Source organism: Rhizobium sp. BK176 (assembly GCF_024808055.1).
On record NZ_JANUBV010000001.1, the window covers coordinates 846156 to 861421 of the forward strand.

A 15266-nucleotide genomic window follows, 5' to 3' on the forward strand; every position below is an offset into this window, starting at 1 on the left:
ATCATGGCACAACCCCACATTCCGTCAGCGCACGAACGCCGGTCGCTTCTCCGCGAATTCAGCGCATCGCCACAGATCGGTCTGCTCGGCAAAAGAGAACTCGAAGGGCGTTGTCGCCCGCCGTGGCACCCTGACGCAATGAGCCGTCCGTACCTCGATCACGCGCTGATCGTCGGGATAACGAACATTCCCGACGCATCGGAACTCGAAGTGGTAAAGGCGGCCTTTCCTGCCGCTGCGGACGTACTCGACAGGTGGCTGGCCAACTGGACGATGATCAAGGAAAACAATCCGAGGAACCCGCATTTGTGGCGGGAACGGTCGCCTGCCACGCACTTGGCCTACAAGACCGAGATCGCGGCGAGGGCAGAGCGCCGCGCCAAATTCGACGCGGCCATCGATGGCGTTTACATCGGCCGGGATGGCATGCGCCGTCTGCTCCACGCGGACTACTACGAACGCCACTTGCAAGGCAGGCAGCGCAACTTCCTCCACCACTACGTCGACGACGCTTTTTCCTTCTTCTCTCTGGGTTCCGCACAGCCTGGTATGGCGGTTCTCTGGACTCCCATCCCCAATCTGATCCTGCGCTACACAGGAATGGACGAGGACGGGTTTTTGACTTTTCTCCCGCTCGGTCATTACGATCGGGAGAAAATAAAGACGCTCGTCAAGCAAAGGCACGAGGACGACGGCAAATACTGGCAGTGGGAACCCATCCGCAAAGGGATGCGTCGCTATTCCGAAGAGGCCGACGATCATCTCGGAGCTGCCGACATTCTTCTGGACATGGCGGAGCGCGGCCACCGCCGGGCGTTCGTGAAGTCGGTCAGGTCCAAAGGCGGAACGTGGACCGTTGATCTGACAGGCGTGCAAACCCGCGAGGACGCGCTACGGAACCTGATCAGGGACGGTTTCGACAGTTCCGAGAATTTCCGCTACGGCCTCATCGTCCAGGAACATCTCCCGACAACACGGGAGCAGCGCTTCTTCGTCACCAACGGGCGTATTGTCGCGTCCGTCTGTTCAGACAGAAACCTCAACGGCACCGATATCCGCGAAGGCAGGTTTTTCGACGAGAGGGTCGCGATTATCGAGCGGCCCGAGGTCGAAGGGGGCGAGTTCGATCGGGGCCAGACCGCCCATGAGGTCAACCGGCCGCTCGCCGCCGCCTTTGCCCGCGAGGCACGCAAGATCGTCCGCGAAATGCGCGCCGAAGGCAGGATGCACTTTGTCGTGGACATGGGCCTTACCGAACGCGGCGTAGTCGCCATCGAGATCAACTCGTTCTTCCGTTCCGGCCCGTACTGCCTGGACCGCCGCCGCGTTGCCGCCGCCCACAAGCGCTCCTTGTCCGCAGAGATGCTCGCGGCCGCCGAGGCGAACCTTGCCAACATCCGGAGGAACCTGGAAGGTCGCAAGCGAATAGAGCAACACGACACACAGGCCTTCCATCCAAATGAGCTACGGCAGGATACGTATGACTTCCATGATCGGACACCGCCCGAAACGTCGGTGGCCGACACCGTCCTAAGTTGGGTCGACGAACCGGAGACCCCGGTTGATAGCGTCCAAAAGACCCTTGAAGCCCTGAATTTTGATCCTGCGATTGATGCCTCTCTTGATGAACACGCCGAGACCTTCGTCGATTTGGATCGCGTCCGCGAACGGGAAACCCATGACATGGCTGCCCGTACAGCCACGAACCGCTCCGTCGGGGAAACTCTCGAGGCTCTGGATTTCACCCCCCGGAAACCTGACCCGAAGGAACGCCTTTCCGGCAGTGACCGTGGCTACGACGCGCAAGTTACCGATCGCTCTGCCGACCCGCTGTCTTCCCCCGAATTCTCCGGGGAGAAATCGGACGCCCGTCGGAAACCGGCGATTATTCAGACCTACGAGGATGTGCAGGCGATCCGCCATGAGCCACGGTCTGTTCGAGCTGTTGCTGAAGAGGAAGGCTAGTCCATGTGGCTTGATGTCGAACCGGATGCCCAGTCCGATCACGAGCGCGTCTGCAGGGCTCTCGACCTCGCGGCGGCCCGCCTGGCGACGAGCTTCGGCTCCGGTTGGCATCTGTTGCCGGAGACGGGCGAGGTGTCGGTCTCGACGCGCGCCGGCACGGCGAGCATCGGCCGCGACAGTCTACGATCGGCGGTCCGCGGCCTTTACACCAGCCTCGTTGAGCCTGGAACCATCGAAGCCCTTTGCGCCCTGTCTCTCGATGAAGCGGAAAGCCTGGTTCGGGAGGGAGGCACGGTTTCCCTCACCGAGGACCGCCTGGAACGTCTCGCGTCTGTCTGGTCGTACCTGTCTCCGGGCCGCGTTTCCCTCGACGAGATGGTGAAGGCGGGCGGGACACTGCGAGCGCTTCACTCCCATCCCGTGCGGGAGAGCTTTCTCACCAATGCAGCGTGGGAAGCACATGGATGCCTTATGGCCGTCCTCGGCGGCGGCTCGCTCCCGGCGCGCTATTCCCTTTTCCTTTTCGAGGCCGATATCGGGTCCAAGCCCATATCCATCCCTGCCGACCACGCGATTGTCCTGAGGAACGACTGCCTCGAACTCCCGGATTACGGGAGGGAAATCGAGGCAGTCCTCAGGCTCAAAGAGACGGTGTAGCCGCCGTGCCGGCCGTCGGCTTGTGGTCGACGTCGAGTTTTTCCGCCAGACGGTCGATGACCGATACGATGCCGTTCATGTTCCGGATGTCCCGTGTCGTGAAATCGGCGATCTCGTAGATCGTGAAATCCGGCCCCGCGTCGTCGCGGACGAATTCACCGAGGAACCCGCGATCTTCCGGCGTCGGCGTCGGGTCTTCAGATGTCTTGGTCGAGCCAGGGGCGGCGACGGTCAATGCCGCGATGGAACCGTTCTCGTCGGTGCTGAAGTCGATGCGGTAGGGTGTCTGCTGCGTGTCGATCCAGAGCATACCCCCGGTCTCAGACGACATTCGCACGAATGCGTGGTTATCCATGTCGCCCCAGTCGAAGGAGGTTTCGGCGGCGTCATGGCCGTCCGAGCGCAACTTGGCCACCGACGCGGCAAGCCGTTCCGCGAGGCGCTCGAAATCGAGTGCGGCGGCTTGGGCGTAGAAGTGCCTGAGCATGCCGCCTGTCCGCTCTCCCGGCGTTCCCCTGACCGCCCCCACGCCCATTTCGACAAGGAGACGGTCAGCCTCGTTGATGTGGAAGTCCTCGATCATCAGCTCGCCCAGCTCCGCGCGCCGTTTGTCGATCATGGGATCAAGACCGGTCTCCCTGAAGGCCTCGCCGAGAAGCTCGAGCGCTTCTATCGCCATGGCCGGATCGGACACGGGACTCGACGGTGGCATCAGGATGCGTCCGAACTCCATGCCGGAAAGCTGCAGGTGGATCGACGGCTTGCTCACGAACAGCTTGCCGATCTGGTACTTGCTCCCGTCGAAGCCCAGTGCGAGCGTTCCTTCGAGGTCGTGCCCGTAGCCGATGTATCCGGGCGGGAACAGTCCGTCGGCGCGGTAGGCGCAGCAGGTGACGGCCGACACCATGTCGCATTCGGCGGCCGGCTTGAAGCGAGCGCCGCCAGACCCCGGCTCTTCCCGAATGGAGCAGTTGAAGAGGAAGCCGCCGGGCGTGTCTTCGTGTTCCATGACGAAAGTGCTGTCATGGCTGCGAAGCGTCCGTGCCGTGCGCAACGTCCAGCCATTACTAAGCGCGATGTCTCCCTCGGCGACCCGCCTCGACAGCGTCAGCAAAGCGGGCCAGATGGTTTCCACCGACATCGTGACCGTCGCATCGACGATCAATCCGAGATCGAGACCGTTGGCCTTTCTCGACTTGGCGTGGCCGTCGAAATAACGGCGATACGCCCTGTTGTCGTCCAGCTGGGCGATTGGTCCGATTTCCTTAGACATCCGATGCTCCTTGTCCGGTCCGTCGCATGACCGTATGCCGCCGGCAGGCATGTTTCCATGTCGCCGCAATTCAAGTGTTCGAACGCCTCTTATCGAAGTCTTTCTTTATTGACAACACTTCGTCAGCGTGTATTTTCCGGACGAAGCATAAGGAAGAACTCAATGTCAGCCGAAAATCGTTTGTTCAAACGCAACCGGGCGTTCAAGGTGGCGCAGATCGTGCACGTGCCGAACGGCATGTACTACGATTGCAAGATCGCCGACCTGACGTCCGTCGGCGCGCGCGTGAAGTTCGACAAGGTCAACCTCCTTGGTGACGAGGTTGAATTGCTGATCAAACCGGAAGGCGTGAAGGTCCTCGGCCGCATCGCCTGGAAGGGAGACGGCGAATTCGGCGTCGATTTCCACAAGGAGCTGGTCTGGCTCAAGAAACACGACGTCCGCCTGAGAGCGGCCCGCGCATGATCGTTGATCTGCTACTGGCGATCGGGTTCGGAGCTGCTGGGGTTGCTCTCATGCGGGGTGCATGGCGTCTGGCGAAGGCCGACACGCGCGAACACAGGCGCAATTATCCGAATTGGCGGGCGGTTTTCATGGGGCGGGCATCGCGCCACGGCCGTCGGTCTTCAATGGTTTTCAGCCGGAAGCGCGGCCGCATCGAGTTTCTCTGACTTTTCGGCCTTCGCGCGCTGTTCCTTTCGGTCTTCGTCGATCAGTATCCACAGGAACAGGGCGAACCCCGCGGCCGCGCAAACAAGATCGCGCTGCGACGACGGCCCGAGTGACGTGCAGCTTCCAAGCACGCTCGATCCGACGCTTCCGAAAATCGCGCCGCCAAGGGAAATCCTTAGGAAATCCAAACGTTTCCATACCTTGTTTCGATACTTCATCGGAGTCTCCGTTTTCCTCGGATGATAATCCGGAAAATAAGACGCCGGAAGCCATCCAGTATGTTGACAACGACGCGCGCGAGGAATATCAAGACCCCGAAACGAATTGGAGACTTCGGATGCATATCGACCTCGCAAACCGCGCCTACGTCCACACATTCCGCATCGATCCCGTCATCCGGTCCTTGCTCGACACGGACTTCTACAAGCTGCTGATGCAGCAGATGGTCTTCGAAAAGTTCCCCGACACCAAGGTCAAGTTCCGCCTGTTCAACCGCAATCCAGCCATCCGCCTCGCCGACATCATCGACGAGAACGAACTGCGCGCCCAACTCGACCATGCCCGCACTCTCCGCTTCGACAAGAGCGAGCTCATCTGGCTGGCAGGCAACACGTTTTACGGAACCGACCAGATGTTCAAGCCGGCCTTCATCGAATGGCTGCGCACCTACCAGCTTCCCGAATACGACCTGCGCGTTGAAGACGGCCAGTTCTACCTGGAATTCGGCGGTTCGTGGAAGGAATCGATGGGCTGGGAAATCCCGGCGCTCGCCATCATCAACGAACTCAAGGCTCGTGCCGGCTTTGCCGACATGTCGCGCTTCGAGATCGACGTCCTCTATTCGCGCGCCAAGTCGCGCCTTTGGTCGAAGGTCGAACGCCTGCGCGTCCTCAAGGCCGAGGATGCCGACAGCCTCAAGGTTTCCGACTTCGGCACCCGTCGCCGTCACAGCTTCCTGTGGCAGCGCTGGTGCATCGAGGCGATGCGCGAAGGCATCGGCAGCGAATGCTTCACCGGCACGTCGAACGTCAAGCACGCGATGGACCTCGGCCTGGAAGCCATCGGCACCAACGCCCACGAGCTTCCGATGGTCTACGCGGCGCTTGCAAACTCCGACGATGAACTCAAAGCTTCGCGCTACAAGGTCTGCGAGGACTGGGAAAAGATGTACGGCAGCCGCCTGCTGATCATGCTGCCGGACGCCTTCGGCACCACGCCGTTCCTGCTCGACGCGCCCGAATGGATCGCCGACTGGAAGGGCATCCGTCCCGACTCGAAGGAGCCTGTCGAAGGCGTCGAGGAATACATCCACTGGCTCCGCTCGCGCGGACGCGACCCGATGCAGAAGGTGGCGATCCTCTCCGACGGCATGGACATCGAGTCCATCGAGAACTGCGTGCGTCGCTTCCGCAACCGCATCGGCGGCACGCCCATCGGCTGGGGAACCAACCTCACCAACGACTTCAAGGAATGCTCGCCGCGGGGTGGCGACGAACGCTTCAAGTCGCTGTCGTTGGTCTGCAAGGTCGTCGAGGCCGATGGCCGTCCGGCCGTAAAGCTCTCGGACAACCCGTCGAAGGCCATCGGCGTCCCGTCGGAAGTCGAACGCTACAAGCGCGTGTTCGGCGTTGCCGGTCAGACCAAGCGCGAAGTCCTAGTGTAACGAAAGGAAACAGTCGTGAGCAACATTTCAACCGATTTGGTGGTATCTGCGGACGGTGCGTCCAACTCGCCGTCGTTCTCGGCCGTTGGCTTCCTTCTTTGGGCCGTTGGCTTCTTCGTTATGGCCGGCCTGCTGGTTCATACCGTCAGCAAGCCTACGCCGATGGATGTGCTGCGCGCTGAGCGAGAACAATCCCGTCTCGCAAGGCTTGCGGGCTTCAAGGCGGTCGATGACAGCGACATCCTCTTCGCGGGTTGCTACGCGACCCAGGATGGCCGTGAAGGCCGCGTTTTCTCGGCACCGGGAGCGGGCTATAACGGCGGGGTCAACGTGTCGTTCGGCGATAGCGCTTCCGTTTTCCGCTTCCGCTCTCTCCGCCGTACAATCTGCGAATAGGCTTTCCGTACAAGAACAAAAAGCGAAATCGGTAAAATTGTCGGTTCCGCATCAACCCGTTACGCGGTTCCCGTCCTGTACACGGGGCATATATCCAACGGAGACCACCATGAAGCTCACCGCCGTACTGCTTTCCGCCCTCGTTCTCTCCGCTTCGGCCGCCATGGCAACGGAACAGCCCGCAGGCGCGCCCGAGACGGACTTCTTCGACCACAACGGCTCGACGATCATCGCCCAGTACAAATACGGCAACCTTCGCTACATGAAGGTCAAGCCTTCCCTGCGTGGCCTGGTGGACGAAGGCATGGCCGCTTTCTCCGGCACGCTTGTCTGGAAAGGCGCTGTCTCCGGGACCGCCTACGTCTTTAAAAAGGGGTGTCCCTTCCTTCCCTACGAGGTCAAGGGCCATTACGACCAGTCCATCCCCGGCTACGTGATGACCGGTGCCTACCCGGTCCGCTCCAAGAAGGGTTGCGACGTCGTCGGCTATTCGAACAAGGGAGCCAACGCCCGCCTGGTCTTTGTCGACACGTTCGAACGCGACCGCCGCGCGCCGTCGAAGCTGTCCAAGCGCGAGCAGCAGGCTTATATCGACAGCGTCTACGAGACCGAGAGCGACCCGAACTACCAGGACGGCTTCATCAGCTCCGAAGAACTCGAGCGCCGCAACCGCAAGCACCGCCCATGAGCGCCGAACGAAATCATCTCTACGGCATCCGATACAAGGAGGGGGAACGCGAGCCGTTTTCCCTTCTCGCCGAAGTAGAACTGTCGACCGAGAGCGGTTCTCCCAATTCCGTTATCCATCAGACGATGAGCGCGACCATATGCGTCGGTGCGTTTCACCGGAAAACGCTGTTCCTGACACACGACTTCGAGCTGGCGGCGTCGCTGGTGCTGTTCGGCGTCGGCATCGATTTCAAGGAAAGCTTCTACCTCAACGACTTCAAGGAAGCGTTCCAGGTCAAAGGGATCGAGGGGCGTGAGATCGAGGTCTTCGACATGCTGTCCGGCGATAGCGTCGCGGTGATCGCCGACGATCCTCGTCTCGCGAACGTCGTGAAGATGATGTCCTGCGAGGATTGATGCGTCGTCGGCGGCTAGGATCGGCGATGATAGCGGAGGCACTCCCATGTTCGAGGGAAGACAGGATCAGGACGTCATTACGGTCGTCCTGAAATCAGGCGAGACCTTTACCGGGTCCTACATGACACAGGCGGGGATGCATTTCGTCGGCACCAAGGCAGGCAAGGGCGATCTCATCGGCAAGGTGGTCGGCCCTTTCGATCCCGAGGACGTGGCATCCGTCGATGTCGTCACCTCCCGGGAAGACATCTTCGCCGAACGCCGCGAACGCGCACTCGGGGATCGGCTTCCAGGCAGAGACCCTGTCGCCCGCGAAGATTTCGAATATCGTCTGGAGCGGCTCGCTCGAGCCATGGTGTCCGAGGAAGGCAACCGCAGGACACAGCTGCATCGACAGTTCGAAGAACTGGCTGACCGGATCGAGCTCGCTGCTTCCAAACGCAGCTGGATGATCAAGTCCGCATACTGGGCCTTGAAGTCAAACGAACCTCCGACACTCGAAGACCTGTGGCAAAGCGATGTCGCCTCGCCTTCCCTTCTTCGCCGCCCGTCTCCAAAGGATTTCGATCCCGATCCCAAGGTCCGCAAATCGAGGGACCGTCTTCCTCCCGAGATCGTCGCCGACCCGAACTCCGTTCCCAACATGCTGAGAAGACTGCGCGCGGCCGGCCTCAAAGCCGTCATCTCGCTTGCAGGCGATCCACCTTGGGAGCGGGCCATCATCCAGGTCGATCTGGCGGCCGGTCGAACCGGTCGGTTTTCCGTCGACGGTCGTCGCATCGATGGCGATATGCAGTGGCAGCTGAAATGGGCGGGAAACGACTCCACCGCAGGCAGGAAGCATTATTCGCGGGCGCTGCGTTTGGAGACCTATGCCGTGTTAAAGGCCGTCGTCAGGGGTGACGCGCCTGCATCCGAACCGGCAATCGGCACAACTCAGCGAATGTCGATGTGAACGTGGCTCCGGGCGGTTTCGACCGTGGCCACGCCGGTTGCATCACCTGCCCATGCCTGCGACGCGCCGCGGCTGGACCGTCGTCGTGAGCCTCTCTTCCGCGGCCTCCCATCCCCTCGCGATTTCCGCAGTCCACCGCAACAGCTTGTCCATCCCGACATTCGTGATCGCGCTTACTTCGCGAAGCGAGCGTCGTTCGGCGAGGTAGCCGATGCTGCGGAGCTTCGACATCCATCCGTTCGGGCAATTCCGGGAAAGCCGCTTCACCTTCGCGATCGTGATGCCGGCTTCGTCGAGTATCGTTCGGACGCGGTTTTCCGCGTACAACTCGACCGTCGGGCCGAGGTTGTTCGAGAGCAGATGGACACTCGACTCTGCGACACCGAAACGGCGTGCCGCTTCCTCGGCATTGCCAGTCTCCACATATTCAAGCATCGCAGATGCGAGGTTTCTGCCGGCATATCCCGCGTCGCTGGCCATGAACTTGACGAACTCCATATGGCTTGGGCTTACGAACGGTGACGATGCCTTGACTTCCACCGGGGCTGTTTCCGCTGGAACGCCTTCGAAATAGCGTGAAGGAACGCGCGACTTGCGGGCCGCTTCCCTCTTCTCTTTTTCGACCGCTTTCCTGACACGGGCGCTGAAGGTCGCCTTCGCCACTTTTGACGCCGTCGGGATGGCCGGTGGCGGGGTCTTCGATTTCGGCTTCTCTGGAACGGCTCTCACGTGATAGGCATCGGGAACGCCATCCGGCCCGAACCTGACCAGACGGTTCATGAGTTCGCGCAGTCTTGCCTTGTCGCCTCCTGTGTCGGCGGCGACCGCCTCGAAGCTTTCGCCGCGGATGACACGTGCCAGGGCGAACAGTTTCGCGGCAGCTTTCTTGTCCTTGTAGCCTTGAGCCACCTGCACGACCTTGTCTGCATCGAGCTCCATATAGGCGGGCTGTTCCAACACCGCCTTGATGCCGCCCTTCTGAAGGCGCGCGAGCAGCAGTCCGATCCTGGCCTCCGCAACGCCCGACGCCTCCGCCGCTTCGCGCCTGTTCTTGTAGAGGTATACCTTGGACAGCGCATAGAGGTCCCGGCTTGCGCGCCCCTCGACTTGTCGCGCCGCATCCGACAGACTCTTGACGGTGTGCCCCTCCGGCAGCTCTATCGATGCGGATCGGCCCCCCGCTGCGGCTCTCGCCGTACGATTCTGGACGCCGAACAGCGTCTCCGTTCCGGTGCTGTTGAAGGTCCTGATGACCGAAACCGTCCAGTTGCGCGGACGGCCGAGGGCTTCGCAGATTCTCGCGACAGACATGGACTGCGCAGACATGAGGATCGCCTCTGCCTTTTCGCGTTGTTCACCCGTCAACTTGCCGATGATGTCGGCCACGGTCTTGATGTCGGTTCGCTGCGTCACTGCAAGGTCCGCTTCTAGCTTCGCTGCGGTGGTGACCACCGACTTGACGCCTGGGCCATTCTCGTTGAAGTTCGCTCTCCAGCGCCTGATGACGGCTTCCGAAATGCCTGTGTCCACGGAAATGGCGGCGGTCGTCATGCCGTCGTACATGCTCGCGATGGCGAGCAGCCTGTTTTTTGTTTCGGGGAGAACAGCGTCGTTGGCGATCTTTCTCAGCTTTTCGGCGTCGAAATCGGAGCGCATTGCGGTCGACCTGCCAACCCTGATCTCCGAGAGTGCTTCATATCCGCCGTCGTTGAATGCACGTACCCATCTCAGGACGTTCGCCCGTTCCGCGCCGATCCTTTCGGCGACCTCTCGCGGGTCTTGCCCCTTGGCGACGGCGATCAAAGCTTCCACGCGCCTGCGGACCGCGCCCGTCGCGCCGGCGGCTCTCGCCTTGAGTTCGGCTTGATTGAATTCGATGACGTCGATATGCGAGTTGGCCATGTCAAACCCCGTCTGGAATACAGGGTCAAGGCTACTGGCAGGCGATGCATGGCACTCATAAAAATAGCCACCGCTCGAGTGGCTATTTCACCCTGTCCGAGGTCTTTTCTCTTAGCTCCGGGATGGCGCAGTCCGCGCGAATGTGTCGCCGTCGTCCGGGTTCGGCGGCTCGGCGGCGCGGCAATATTCAGACAGCGTCATCGTCAGGAACAGCAGAGCCATCAGCAACGGCAGTTTCGCTTCTCCCGTCTGGCCGGACTTGGCAAGGCTGAAAGACGCCACGCACATGAGAATGCCGATGAACAGCCCGGATACCCTCGTGCGAAGCCGTCCTTGTCTATCTTCGAGCGCCGAGGCCACCGCCTGCTTGTACGTCGCCGCGTTCCAAGGCTTTCGGGAGGCCAGCAAATAGAGCCATACACCAAGTCCGCCGTAGACGACGCCTGCCAGTAGTAGGAACGAGGAAAATCCGGGTTCTCCCGCCGAAACCGCGAACGCGCCCGAGGCGATGACACCGATCCCCCCTGCCGCCGCCATGACGACATGCTGGAGGGCTGGCGGAACGACGGCGAACGTCTTCCAGCAAAAGGCCATCGCGGCTCTCGCCATGACGAGGAAGGGAGCATCGATGTGCTTGCGGATGAAATCGGTGACTGGCTTTAACATGGCCGTGACATAGCACGACGCCTGGCCGCTTTACAAGACCCCGATCGGCAAACATCATCATCCAATGACCTTATCCGCGCGCCGAACAATTCGAAACTTCGCCGTCACCTTCGCCATTCTCTACGCGGGTTGCTTCGCCTTGCTCTGGGCGTTGCAGGACCGCTTCATCTATCCGGGTGTCTACGAAAGCGTTCCGAACTGGGTGGGAATGGCCTCGCCTGTCTCCGTCCGCAGGGTCACTGTCCCGGTCGACAAACAGACGGACCTCGCGGTTCTCTACCGCCGCCCCGATCCCGGTCAGCCGACGATCATCGTCTTCCACGGAAACGCGGGCTATCCCGAAGACTACGGCTTTCTCTACAAGGCGTGGGCGGCGAGCGGCTACGGCATCGTCGCGCCTGTATACCGTGGCTATCCGCGCTCGGCCGGCGTCGTCAGTGCCGACGCGATCCTGCGCGACGCACTGGCGGTCTACGACTGGTCGGCTCGCAGGCACCCCTCCTCCCCGATCCTTGTCTTCGGCCAGTCGCTCGGCACGGCCCCCGCGGTCCACGTAGCGGCGGACCGCACCGTCAGCGGTACGATCCTGGTGTCTCCCTTCAAGTCGATGCTCTCGATCGTCGAGGACAGGATGCCTTATTTCCCGGTCGAGCTGGGACTGCGTTCGCCATTGCGAAGCGACCTCGACATGCCGAAAGTGAAGTCACCCGTCCTCATATTCCACGGAGACCGCGACGATGTCGTTCCGCTGAATTCCGGCAAGGAACTCGCCGCGCTGGCACCCAACCCGCCACGCTTTGTGGTCGTCAAAGACGCGGGTCATATAGACGGACTGTTCGGCGGGGTCATGGTCGTGGCCATCAATCGGTTCATCGCGCAGAATTCGGCTCCCAACGTCTTGAATTAGCGGTTGCCACGCGCCGTCGAAGTCTTTAATAAAGGTTCCGATTTCAACAAAGGCACACCTATGCGTCAGTCCCAATCCGAGCAGATCGACGACCACCTTGCCAAGGAAGCGCCGAGCGTGGCTGTTCTCGAACTGTTGAGGCTCAGTCTCGGGCGCGTCCTCAACAAGATCGACGCGCGGGGCGATGACTGGCGAACGGCATGCGCTCTCGACGATCTCAGGCATATCTGCGACTGGCTCGCCGCCGCCATCATCGACAAGAGCGCGTGGCTGTCGCGTCTCGACGACGCCGGCCGCCCCAAGAAACTGATGAAGTTCTCAACGGTCGCGAGCATCCTCGCGGAGGCGGACAAGGCGATGCTGGTGTTCGCGCAAAAGCACGGCAATCTGAAGCTGACCGACGGAGAAGAGTCCGTCTGGCTCGATCTCGAGAACGGCTACGTTCTTGTCCGCCTTCTGACGCCCAAAGCGCTCGACCGCGAGTCCGCCGTCATGCAGCACTGCATCGGCGGCGGAGGATACGACCATTATCTCGCCAACGGTCAGCGTCTTTTGTTGTCGCTGAGGGACGCCTACGGCAAGGCGCACGCGACCATCGAAGTGAACGTCGACGATGGCCGCATTGTTCAGCTTCAAGGCAAACAGAACAGGCTCCCCGACCGCCGCTATATTTCGGCCATGGCATCAGCGTTTTGCCGCCCCGACTTCAACCCGGGCATCCTTACGGATCGCTTTGGGTTTGTCCTGTCTCCTGACGGCCAGCTCTACGACAAGTACGCCATCCCGGCCGGAACGGCAGTGGCGGGCGATCTCAAATTCCCGCCAGGCAGATATCCGGAAGGCTTTGCCCTGCCCGATGGCCTGACGGTCCACGGCTCTCTCAGCCTGTCCGAGTACAGGCAAAGCGGCTTGCCGGCAGGGCTTACCGTTCACGGCGTATTGAGCCTCCATCAATGCGATACCAGGCATCTGCCTTCGGATATGGTCGTCGATGGCATGATCCACATTGACGGCGGTTCGCTTGGGAGCATTCCGGCCGGGTTTCACGCTCGTTCGAACCTTTCTATCCAGCGTGCCGGTTTCCACGAGTTTCCAGACGACCTCAAGGTCGACGGCTTCCTGAGCGTGTCCGAGTCCACCTTCGATCGAATACCTGCCACGCTACGAGTTCGGAAGTCTATCGATTTTCGAGGCTGCCAGATCGACAGGTTCGAGCCGGGATTCGCCGCCGTTGCGGACGTGACGTTCGCCGAATGCAGGATCGGAACCCTTTCCGAGGGAATGACGGTCGGCGGCACTCTGCATCTTCCCGACACCTACGTCGGCGCGATGCCGGCAACCGCCGACATTGCGGGTTCTCTTGTCATGACCGGGGCCACGGTCAGTTCAATCCCGCGGGATTGGAAGATCGGCGGGTCCATCGTCGCAAGCGGTTCGACCCTTGCCTCGCTTCCGGGACGACCGACGGTGTTCGGCGATCTGCTTGTCGATCACACGCACGTCGAGAACCTCGACGACCTCAGGGCGGTCGCCGGAAACCTCTTGACGTCCCACAGGATCACGCGGCTCCCCGATGGACTTTCCGTCACGGGCGACCTCGACGCGAACGGGTCGCTGTTGTGCGAACTGCCCACGGACATCAATGTCGGCGGACGTCTTTTGCTCTTGCATTCGAACATCTCGTCCCTCCCGAGCGGGTTGTCCGTCGGGGGAGCCTGCGACCTCTCCGGAACCAACATCACGGAGCTCCCGGAGGCCTTTTCCTGTGGCTCCTTCCTCGACATCATCGACACCGGCATCCGCGTCATCCCGAATGGGGTCAAGGCCAAGCAGCTTCTGTGCGATGACCGGATCGAGGAAATCGGTGACGACGTCGAGTTCAGCAACGGCGTGTTCCTGCCGGCCGTGCCCGACATCCTGACGGTTGACGCCATGCGCTCCCGCATCGCGTCGATGCGGAACGCCGCCTGAGTTTTATAGCCGGGAAGCCATGAAGGGGATGCTGTCGACGGCGATCTCGCGATCCTGCCATCGCGACAGCAATGCCTCGACGTCCTCGTCGCGCAGAACCCGCATTCTATAGTCGAATGGCTTCAGGATATCGACAAGTGCCACGACAGCCTCCTCCAAGCGCTCAGGGCCGCCAGGGAAGTCGAAGCAGTTCTCCGCCATGCGGACCTCGTTCCAAGCTGCGATCTTGGACACGGACAGAACATCGCTCCAGTTCGCGGCCCCACTTTGGGAGCCCTGGCGCATTTCGTGTTCCAAGTCCTGGACGAGTAGCCTCGCCAACCGTCGCAATTCGCCCTCGGCGGATTGGTAGCGAACCGCCTGCGGCACGAAGACCTCGATAAATCCCGACTGCTCCTTGCACCCCGGCTTGCGGTACTTCTCGGTCAGCGCCTTCGCGTCGAGCGCCATCTCGTACTCGAGCGCATTGAAGAGCCGAACATAGGATTCTGTGTTGGATAGAATGGGTTTCCTTATCATACCAGCAAGCGGACCACCGCCGAGGAGATCGACGCCAGGAGAGGCGCGCGCGGCGATCCTGTATATCGGCTCGTCGCATTTCTCCCAGAGCTTTCCGTCGACCATCAGGAAACATCCCGCCGCTTCCTCGGCGAGCGCCCGCCAGCGCGCGGCCTCTACCATACCGTCCTCGTCGAAAACGAAGTGCCCGTCCGGCCTCGTCCAGTTCTCACCCAGATCGGCCTTCCCGCCCTGCAGATCGTGCGCCACGTCGGGGCTCGATATTCCGTCAGGGTAGTAGCTCTGCCGCGGTCTTTTCAGGAAGGTGATTTCTTCCTGCATCCTGTTGCCGAGCAGCGTCTCGAGACGCCGTGTCAGCCCCTTGATGCGAAGACTGCCATCCGCTTGCTGTATAATCCCCTCGGATGTCTGGAACGGGCGGTAATGCGCGCCGTCGTACCAGCAAACCGGGTATGTCGGCTTCTCGTGCGGGCAGACGTAAAGGGCGACGGGGGTGTCTTCCTTCGTGGTTTCGGGGATGTCCAGCGTCCATTCGCCGACGACGATGCCGATCTTGTCGCTGCGCCCCTGTCTGGAGCGTCCGGAACCCATCATCGGATAATGGAAGCTGGCTTTCATGAGTTCGTCCTCCGGT

15 protein-coding genes are annotated in these 15266 nt (G+C 61.2%); 10 read left to right on the forward strand and 5 right to left on the reverse strand.

The genetic code is table 11. The annotated features are described in order from the left end of the window. Positions 1–3 precede the first annotated feature (3 nt). Entirely contained in the window at positions 4–1965 is a 1962-nt protein-coding gene (locus FHT76_RS04760) for an ATP-grasp domain-containing protein (RefSeq protein ID WP_259184603.1), read from the forward strand. 3 nt (positions 1966–1968) lie between these two features. Next, positions 1969–2622 carry a hypothetical protein gene (locus tag FHT76_RS04765; protein ID WP_259184605.1) on the forward strand — a complete coding sequence of 218 codons (654 nt, stop codon included), beginning with the start codon at positions 1969–1971 and terminating at the stop codon, positions 2620–2622. On the opposite strand, the gene FHT76_RS04770 is transcribed toward FHT76_RS04765, so the two are convergent. Next, a complete protein-coding gene (locus FHT76_RS04770; protein WP_259184608.1) occupies positions 2606–3895 on the reverse strand; it encodes a hypothetical protein in 1290 nt (429 codons plus the stop codon). The genes FHT76_RS04765 and FHT76_RS04770 overlap by 17 nt on opposite strands. A 162-nt stretch (positions 3896–4057) precedes the next feature. On the opposite strand from FHT76_RS04770, the gene FHT76_RS04775 reads away from it, so the two are divergent. Next, positions 4058–4360 carry a PilZ domain-containing protein gene (locus FHT76_RS04775; protein WP_259184610.1) on the forward strand — a complete coding sequence of 101 codons (303 nt, stop codon included), beginning with the start codon at positions 4058–4060 and terminating at the stop codon, positions 4358–4360. Between the two features lie 161 nt (positions 4361–4521). Here FHT76_RS04775 and FHT76_RS04780 read toward each other — a convergent pair whose 3' ends face one another. Continuing rightward, positions 4522–4785: a hypothetical protein gene (locus FHT76_RS04780; RefSeq protein ID WP_259184611.1), complete on the reverse strand. Its 264-nt coding sequence runs from the start codon at positions 4783–4785 to the stop codon at positions 4522–4524. Between the two features lie 119 nt (positions 4786–4904). Between FHT76_RS04780 and FHT76_RS04785 the strand changes: the two genes are divergently transcribed. From FHT76_RS04785 to FHT76_RS04805, 5 genes are all read left to right on the forward strand, one after another. Continuing rightward, entirely contained in the window at positions 4905–6230 is a 1326-nt protein-coding gene (locus FHT76_RS04785; RefSeq protein WP_259184612.1) for a nicotinate phosphoribosyltransferase, read from the forward strand. Positions 6231–6245: 15 nt separating this feature from the next. Next, positions 6246–6626, forward strand: a complete 381-nt coding sequence (locus FHT76_RS04790) for a hypothetical protein (RefSeq protein WP_259184613.1) — start codon at positions 6246–6248, stop codon at positions 6624–6626. A gap of 109 nt (positions 6627–6735) precedes the next feature. Further along, positions 6736–7314, forward strand: a complete 579-nt coding sequence (locus tag FHT76_RS04795; protein ID WP_259184614.1) for a hypothetical protein — start codon at positions 6736–6738, stop codon at positions 7312–7314. Beyond that, positions 7311–7712: a hypothetical protein gene (locus FHT76_RS04800; protein WP_259184615.1), complete on the forward strand. Its 402-nt coding sequence runs from the start codon at positions 7311–7313 to the stop codon at positions 7710–7712. The genes FHT76_RS04795 and FHT76_RS04800 overlap by 4 nt, the downstream gene beginning before the upstream one ends. Before the next feature lie 46 nt (positions 7713–7758). Continuing rightward, a complete protein-coding gene (locus tag FHT76_RS04805; RefSeq protein ID WP_259184616.1) occupies positions 7759–8667 on the forward strand; it encodes a hypothetical protein in 909 nt (302 codons plus the stop codon). A 42-nt stretch (positions 8668–8709) separates the two neighbouring features. On the opposite strand, the gene FHT76_RS04810 is transcribed toward FHT76_RS04805, so the two are convergent. Together FHT76_RS04810 and FHT76_RS04815 are read right to left on the reverse strand one after the other, a co-directional pair. Further along, on the reverse strand, positions 8710–10569 hold the full coding sequence (locus FHT76_RS04810) for a helix-turn-helix domain-containing protein (protein WP_259184617.1): 1860 nt from the start codon (positions 10567–10569) through the stop codon (positions 8710–8712). Between the two features lie 111 nt (positions 10570–10680). Continuing rightward, positions 10681–11235 (reverse strand): hypothetical protein, encoded by a 555-nt coding sequence (locus tag FHT76_RS04815; protein ID WP_259184618.1) that lies wholly within the window; start codon positions 11233–11235, stop codon positions 10681–10683. Positions 11236–11299: 64 nt separating this feature from the next. Between FHT76_RS04815 and FHT76_RS04820 the strand changes: the two genes are divergently transcribed. Both FHT76_RS04820 and FHT76_RS04825 read left to right on the forward strand, forming a co-directional pair. After that, positions 11300–12142, forward strand: coding sequence for an alpha/beta hydrolase (locus tag FHT76_RS04820; protein WP_259184619.1), 843 nt, complete (start codon positions 11300–11302; stop codon positions 12140–12142). A 60-nt stretch (positions 12143–12202) separates the two neighbouring features. Continuing rightward, positions 12203–14113: a PcfJ domain-containing protein gene (locus FHT76_RS04825; protein WP_259184620.1), complete on the forward strand. Its 1911-nt coding sequence runs from the start codon at positions 12203–12205 to the stop codon at positions 14111–14113. A gap of 3 nt (positions 14114–14116) precedes the next feature. On the opposite strand, the gene FHT76_RS04830 is transcribed toward FHT76_RS04825, so the two are convergent. After that, positions 14117–15250, reverse strand: a complete 1134-nt coding sequence (locus FHT76_RS04830) for a hypothetical protein (RefSeq protein WP_259184622.1) — start codon at positions 15248–15250, stop codon at positions 14117–14119. Positions 15251–15266 lie beyond the last annotated feature (16 nt).

What these genes read in the sequence shown, in the direction of transcription:
- FHT76_RS04760 (WP_259184603.1), top strand. Translation starts at nt 4, where the DNA reads ATGGCACAACCCCACATTCCGTCAGCGCACGAACGCCGGTCGCTTCTC.
- FHT76_RS04765 (WP_259184605.1), top strand. Translation starts at nt 1,969, where the DNA reads ATGTGGCTTGATGTCGAACCGGATGCCCAGTCCGATCACGAGCGCGTC.
- FHT76_RS04770 (WP_259184608.1), bottom strand. Translation starts at nt 3,895, where the DNA reads ATGTCTAAGGAAATCGGACCAATCGCCCAGCTGGACGACAACAGGGCG.
- FHT76_RS04775 (WP_259184610.1), top strand. Translation starts at nt 4,058, where the DNA reads ATGTCAGCCGAAAATCGTTTGTTCAAACGCAACCGGGCGTTCAAGGTG.
- FHT76_RS04780 (WP_259184611.1), bottom strand. Translation starts at nt 4,785, where the DNA reads ATGAAGTATCGAAACAAGGTATGGAAACGTTTGGATTTCCTAAGGATT.
- FHT76_RS04785 (WP_259184612.1), top strand. Translation starts at nt 4,905, where the DNA reads ATGCATATCGACCTCGCAAACCGCGCCTACGTCCACACATTCCGCATC.
- FHT76_RS04795 (WP_259184614.1), top strand. Translation starts at nt 6,736, where the DNA reads ATGAAGCTCACCGCCGTACTGCTTTCCGCCCTCGTTCTCTCCGCTTCG.
- FHT76_RS04800 (WP_259184615.1), top strand. Translation starts at nt 7,311, where the DNA reads ATGAGCGCCGAACGAAATCATCTCTACGGCATCCGATACAAGGAGGGG.
- FHT76_RS04805 (WP_259184616.1), top strand. Translation starts at nt 7,759, where the DNA reads ATGTTCGAGGGAAGACAGGATCAGGACGTCATTACGGTCGTCCTGAAA.
- FHT76_RS04810 (WP_259184617.1), bottom strand. Translation starts at nt 10,569, where the DNA reads ATGGCCAACTCGCATATCGACGTCATCGAATTCAATCAAGCCGAACTC.
- FHT76_RS04815 (WP_259184618.1), bottom strand. Translation starts at nt 11,235, where the DNA reads ATGTTAAAGCCAGTCACCGATTTCATCCGCAAGCACATCGATGCTCCC.
- FHT76_RS04820 (WP_259184619.1), top strand. Translation starts at nt 11,300, where the DNA reads ATGACCTTATCCGCGCGCCGAACAATTCGAAACTTCGCCGTCACCTTC.
- FHT76_RS04825 (WP_259184620.1), top strand. Translation starts at nt 12,203, where the DNA reads ATGCGTCAGTCCCAATCCGAGCAGATCGACGACCACCTTGCCAAGGAA.
- FHT76_RS04830 (WP_259184622.1), bottom strand. Translation starts at nt 15,250, where the DNA reads ATGAAAGCCAGCTTCCATTATCCGATGATGGGTTCCGGACGCTCCAGA.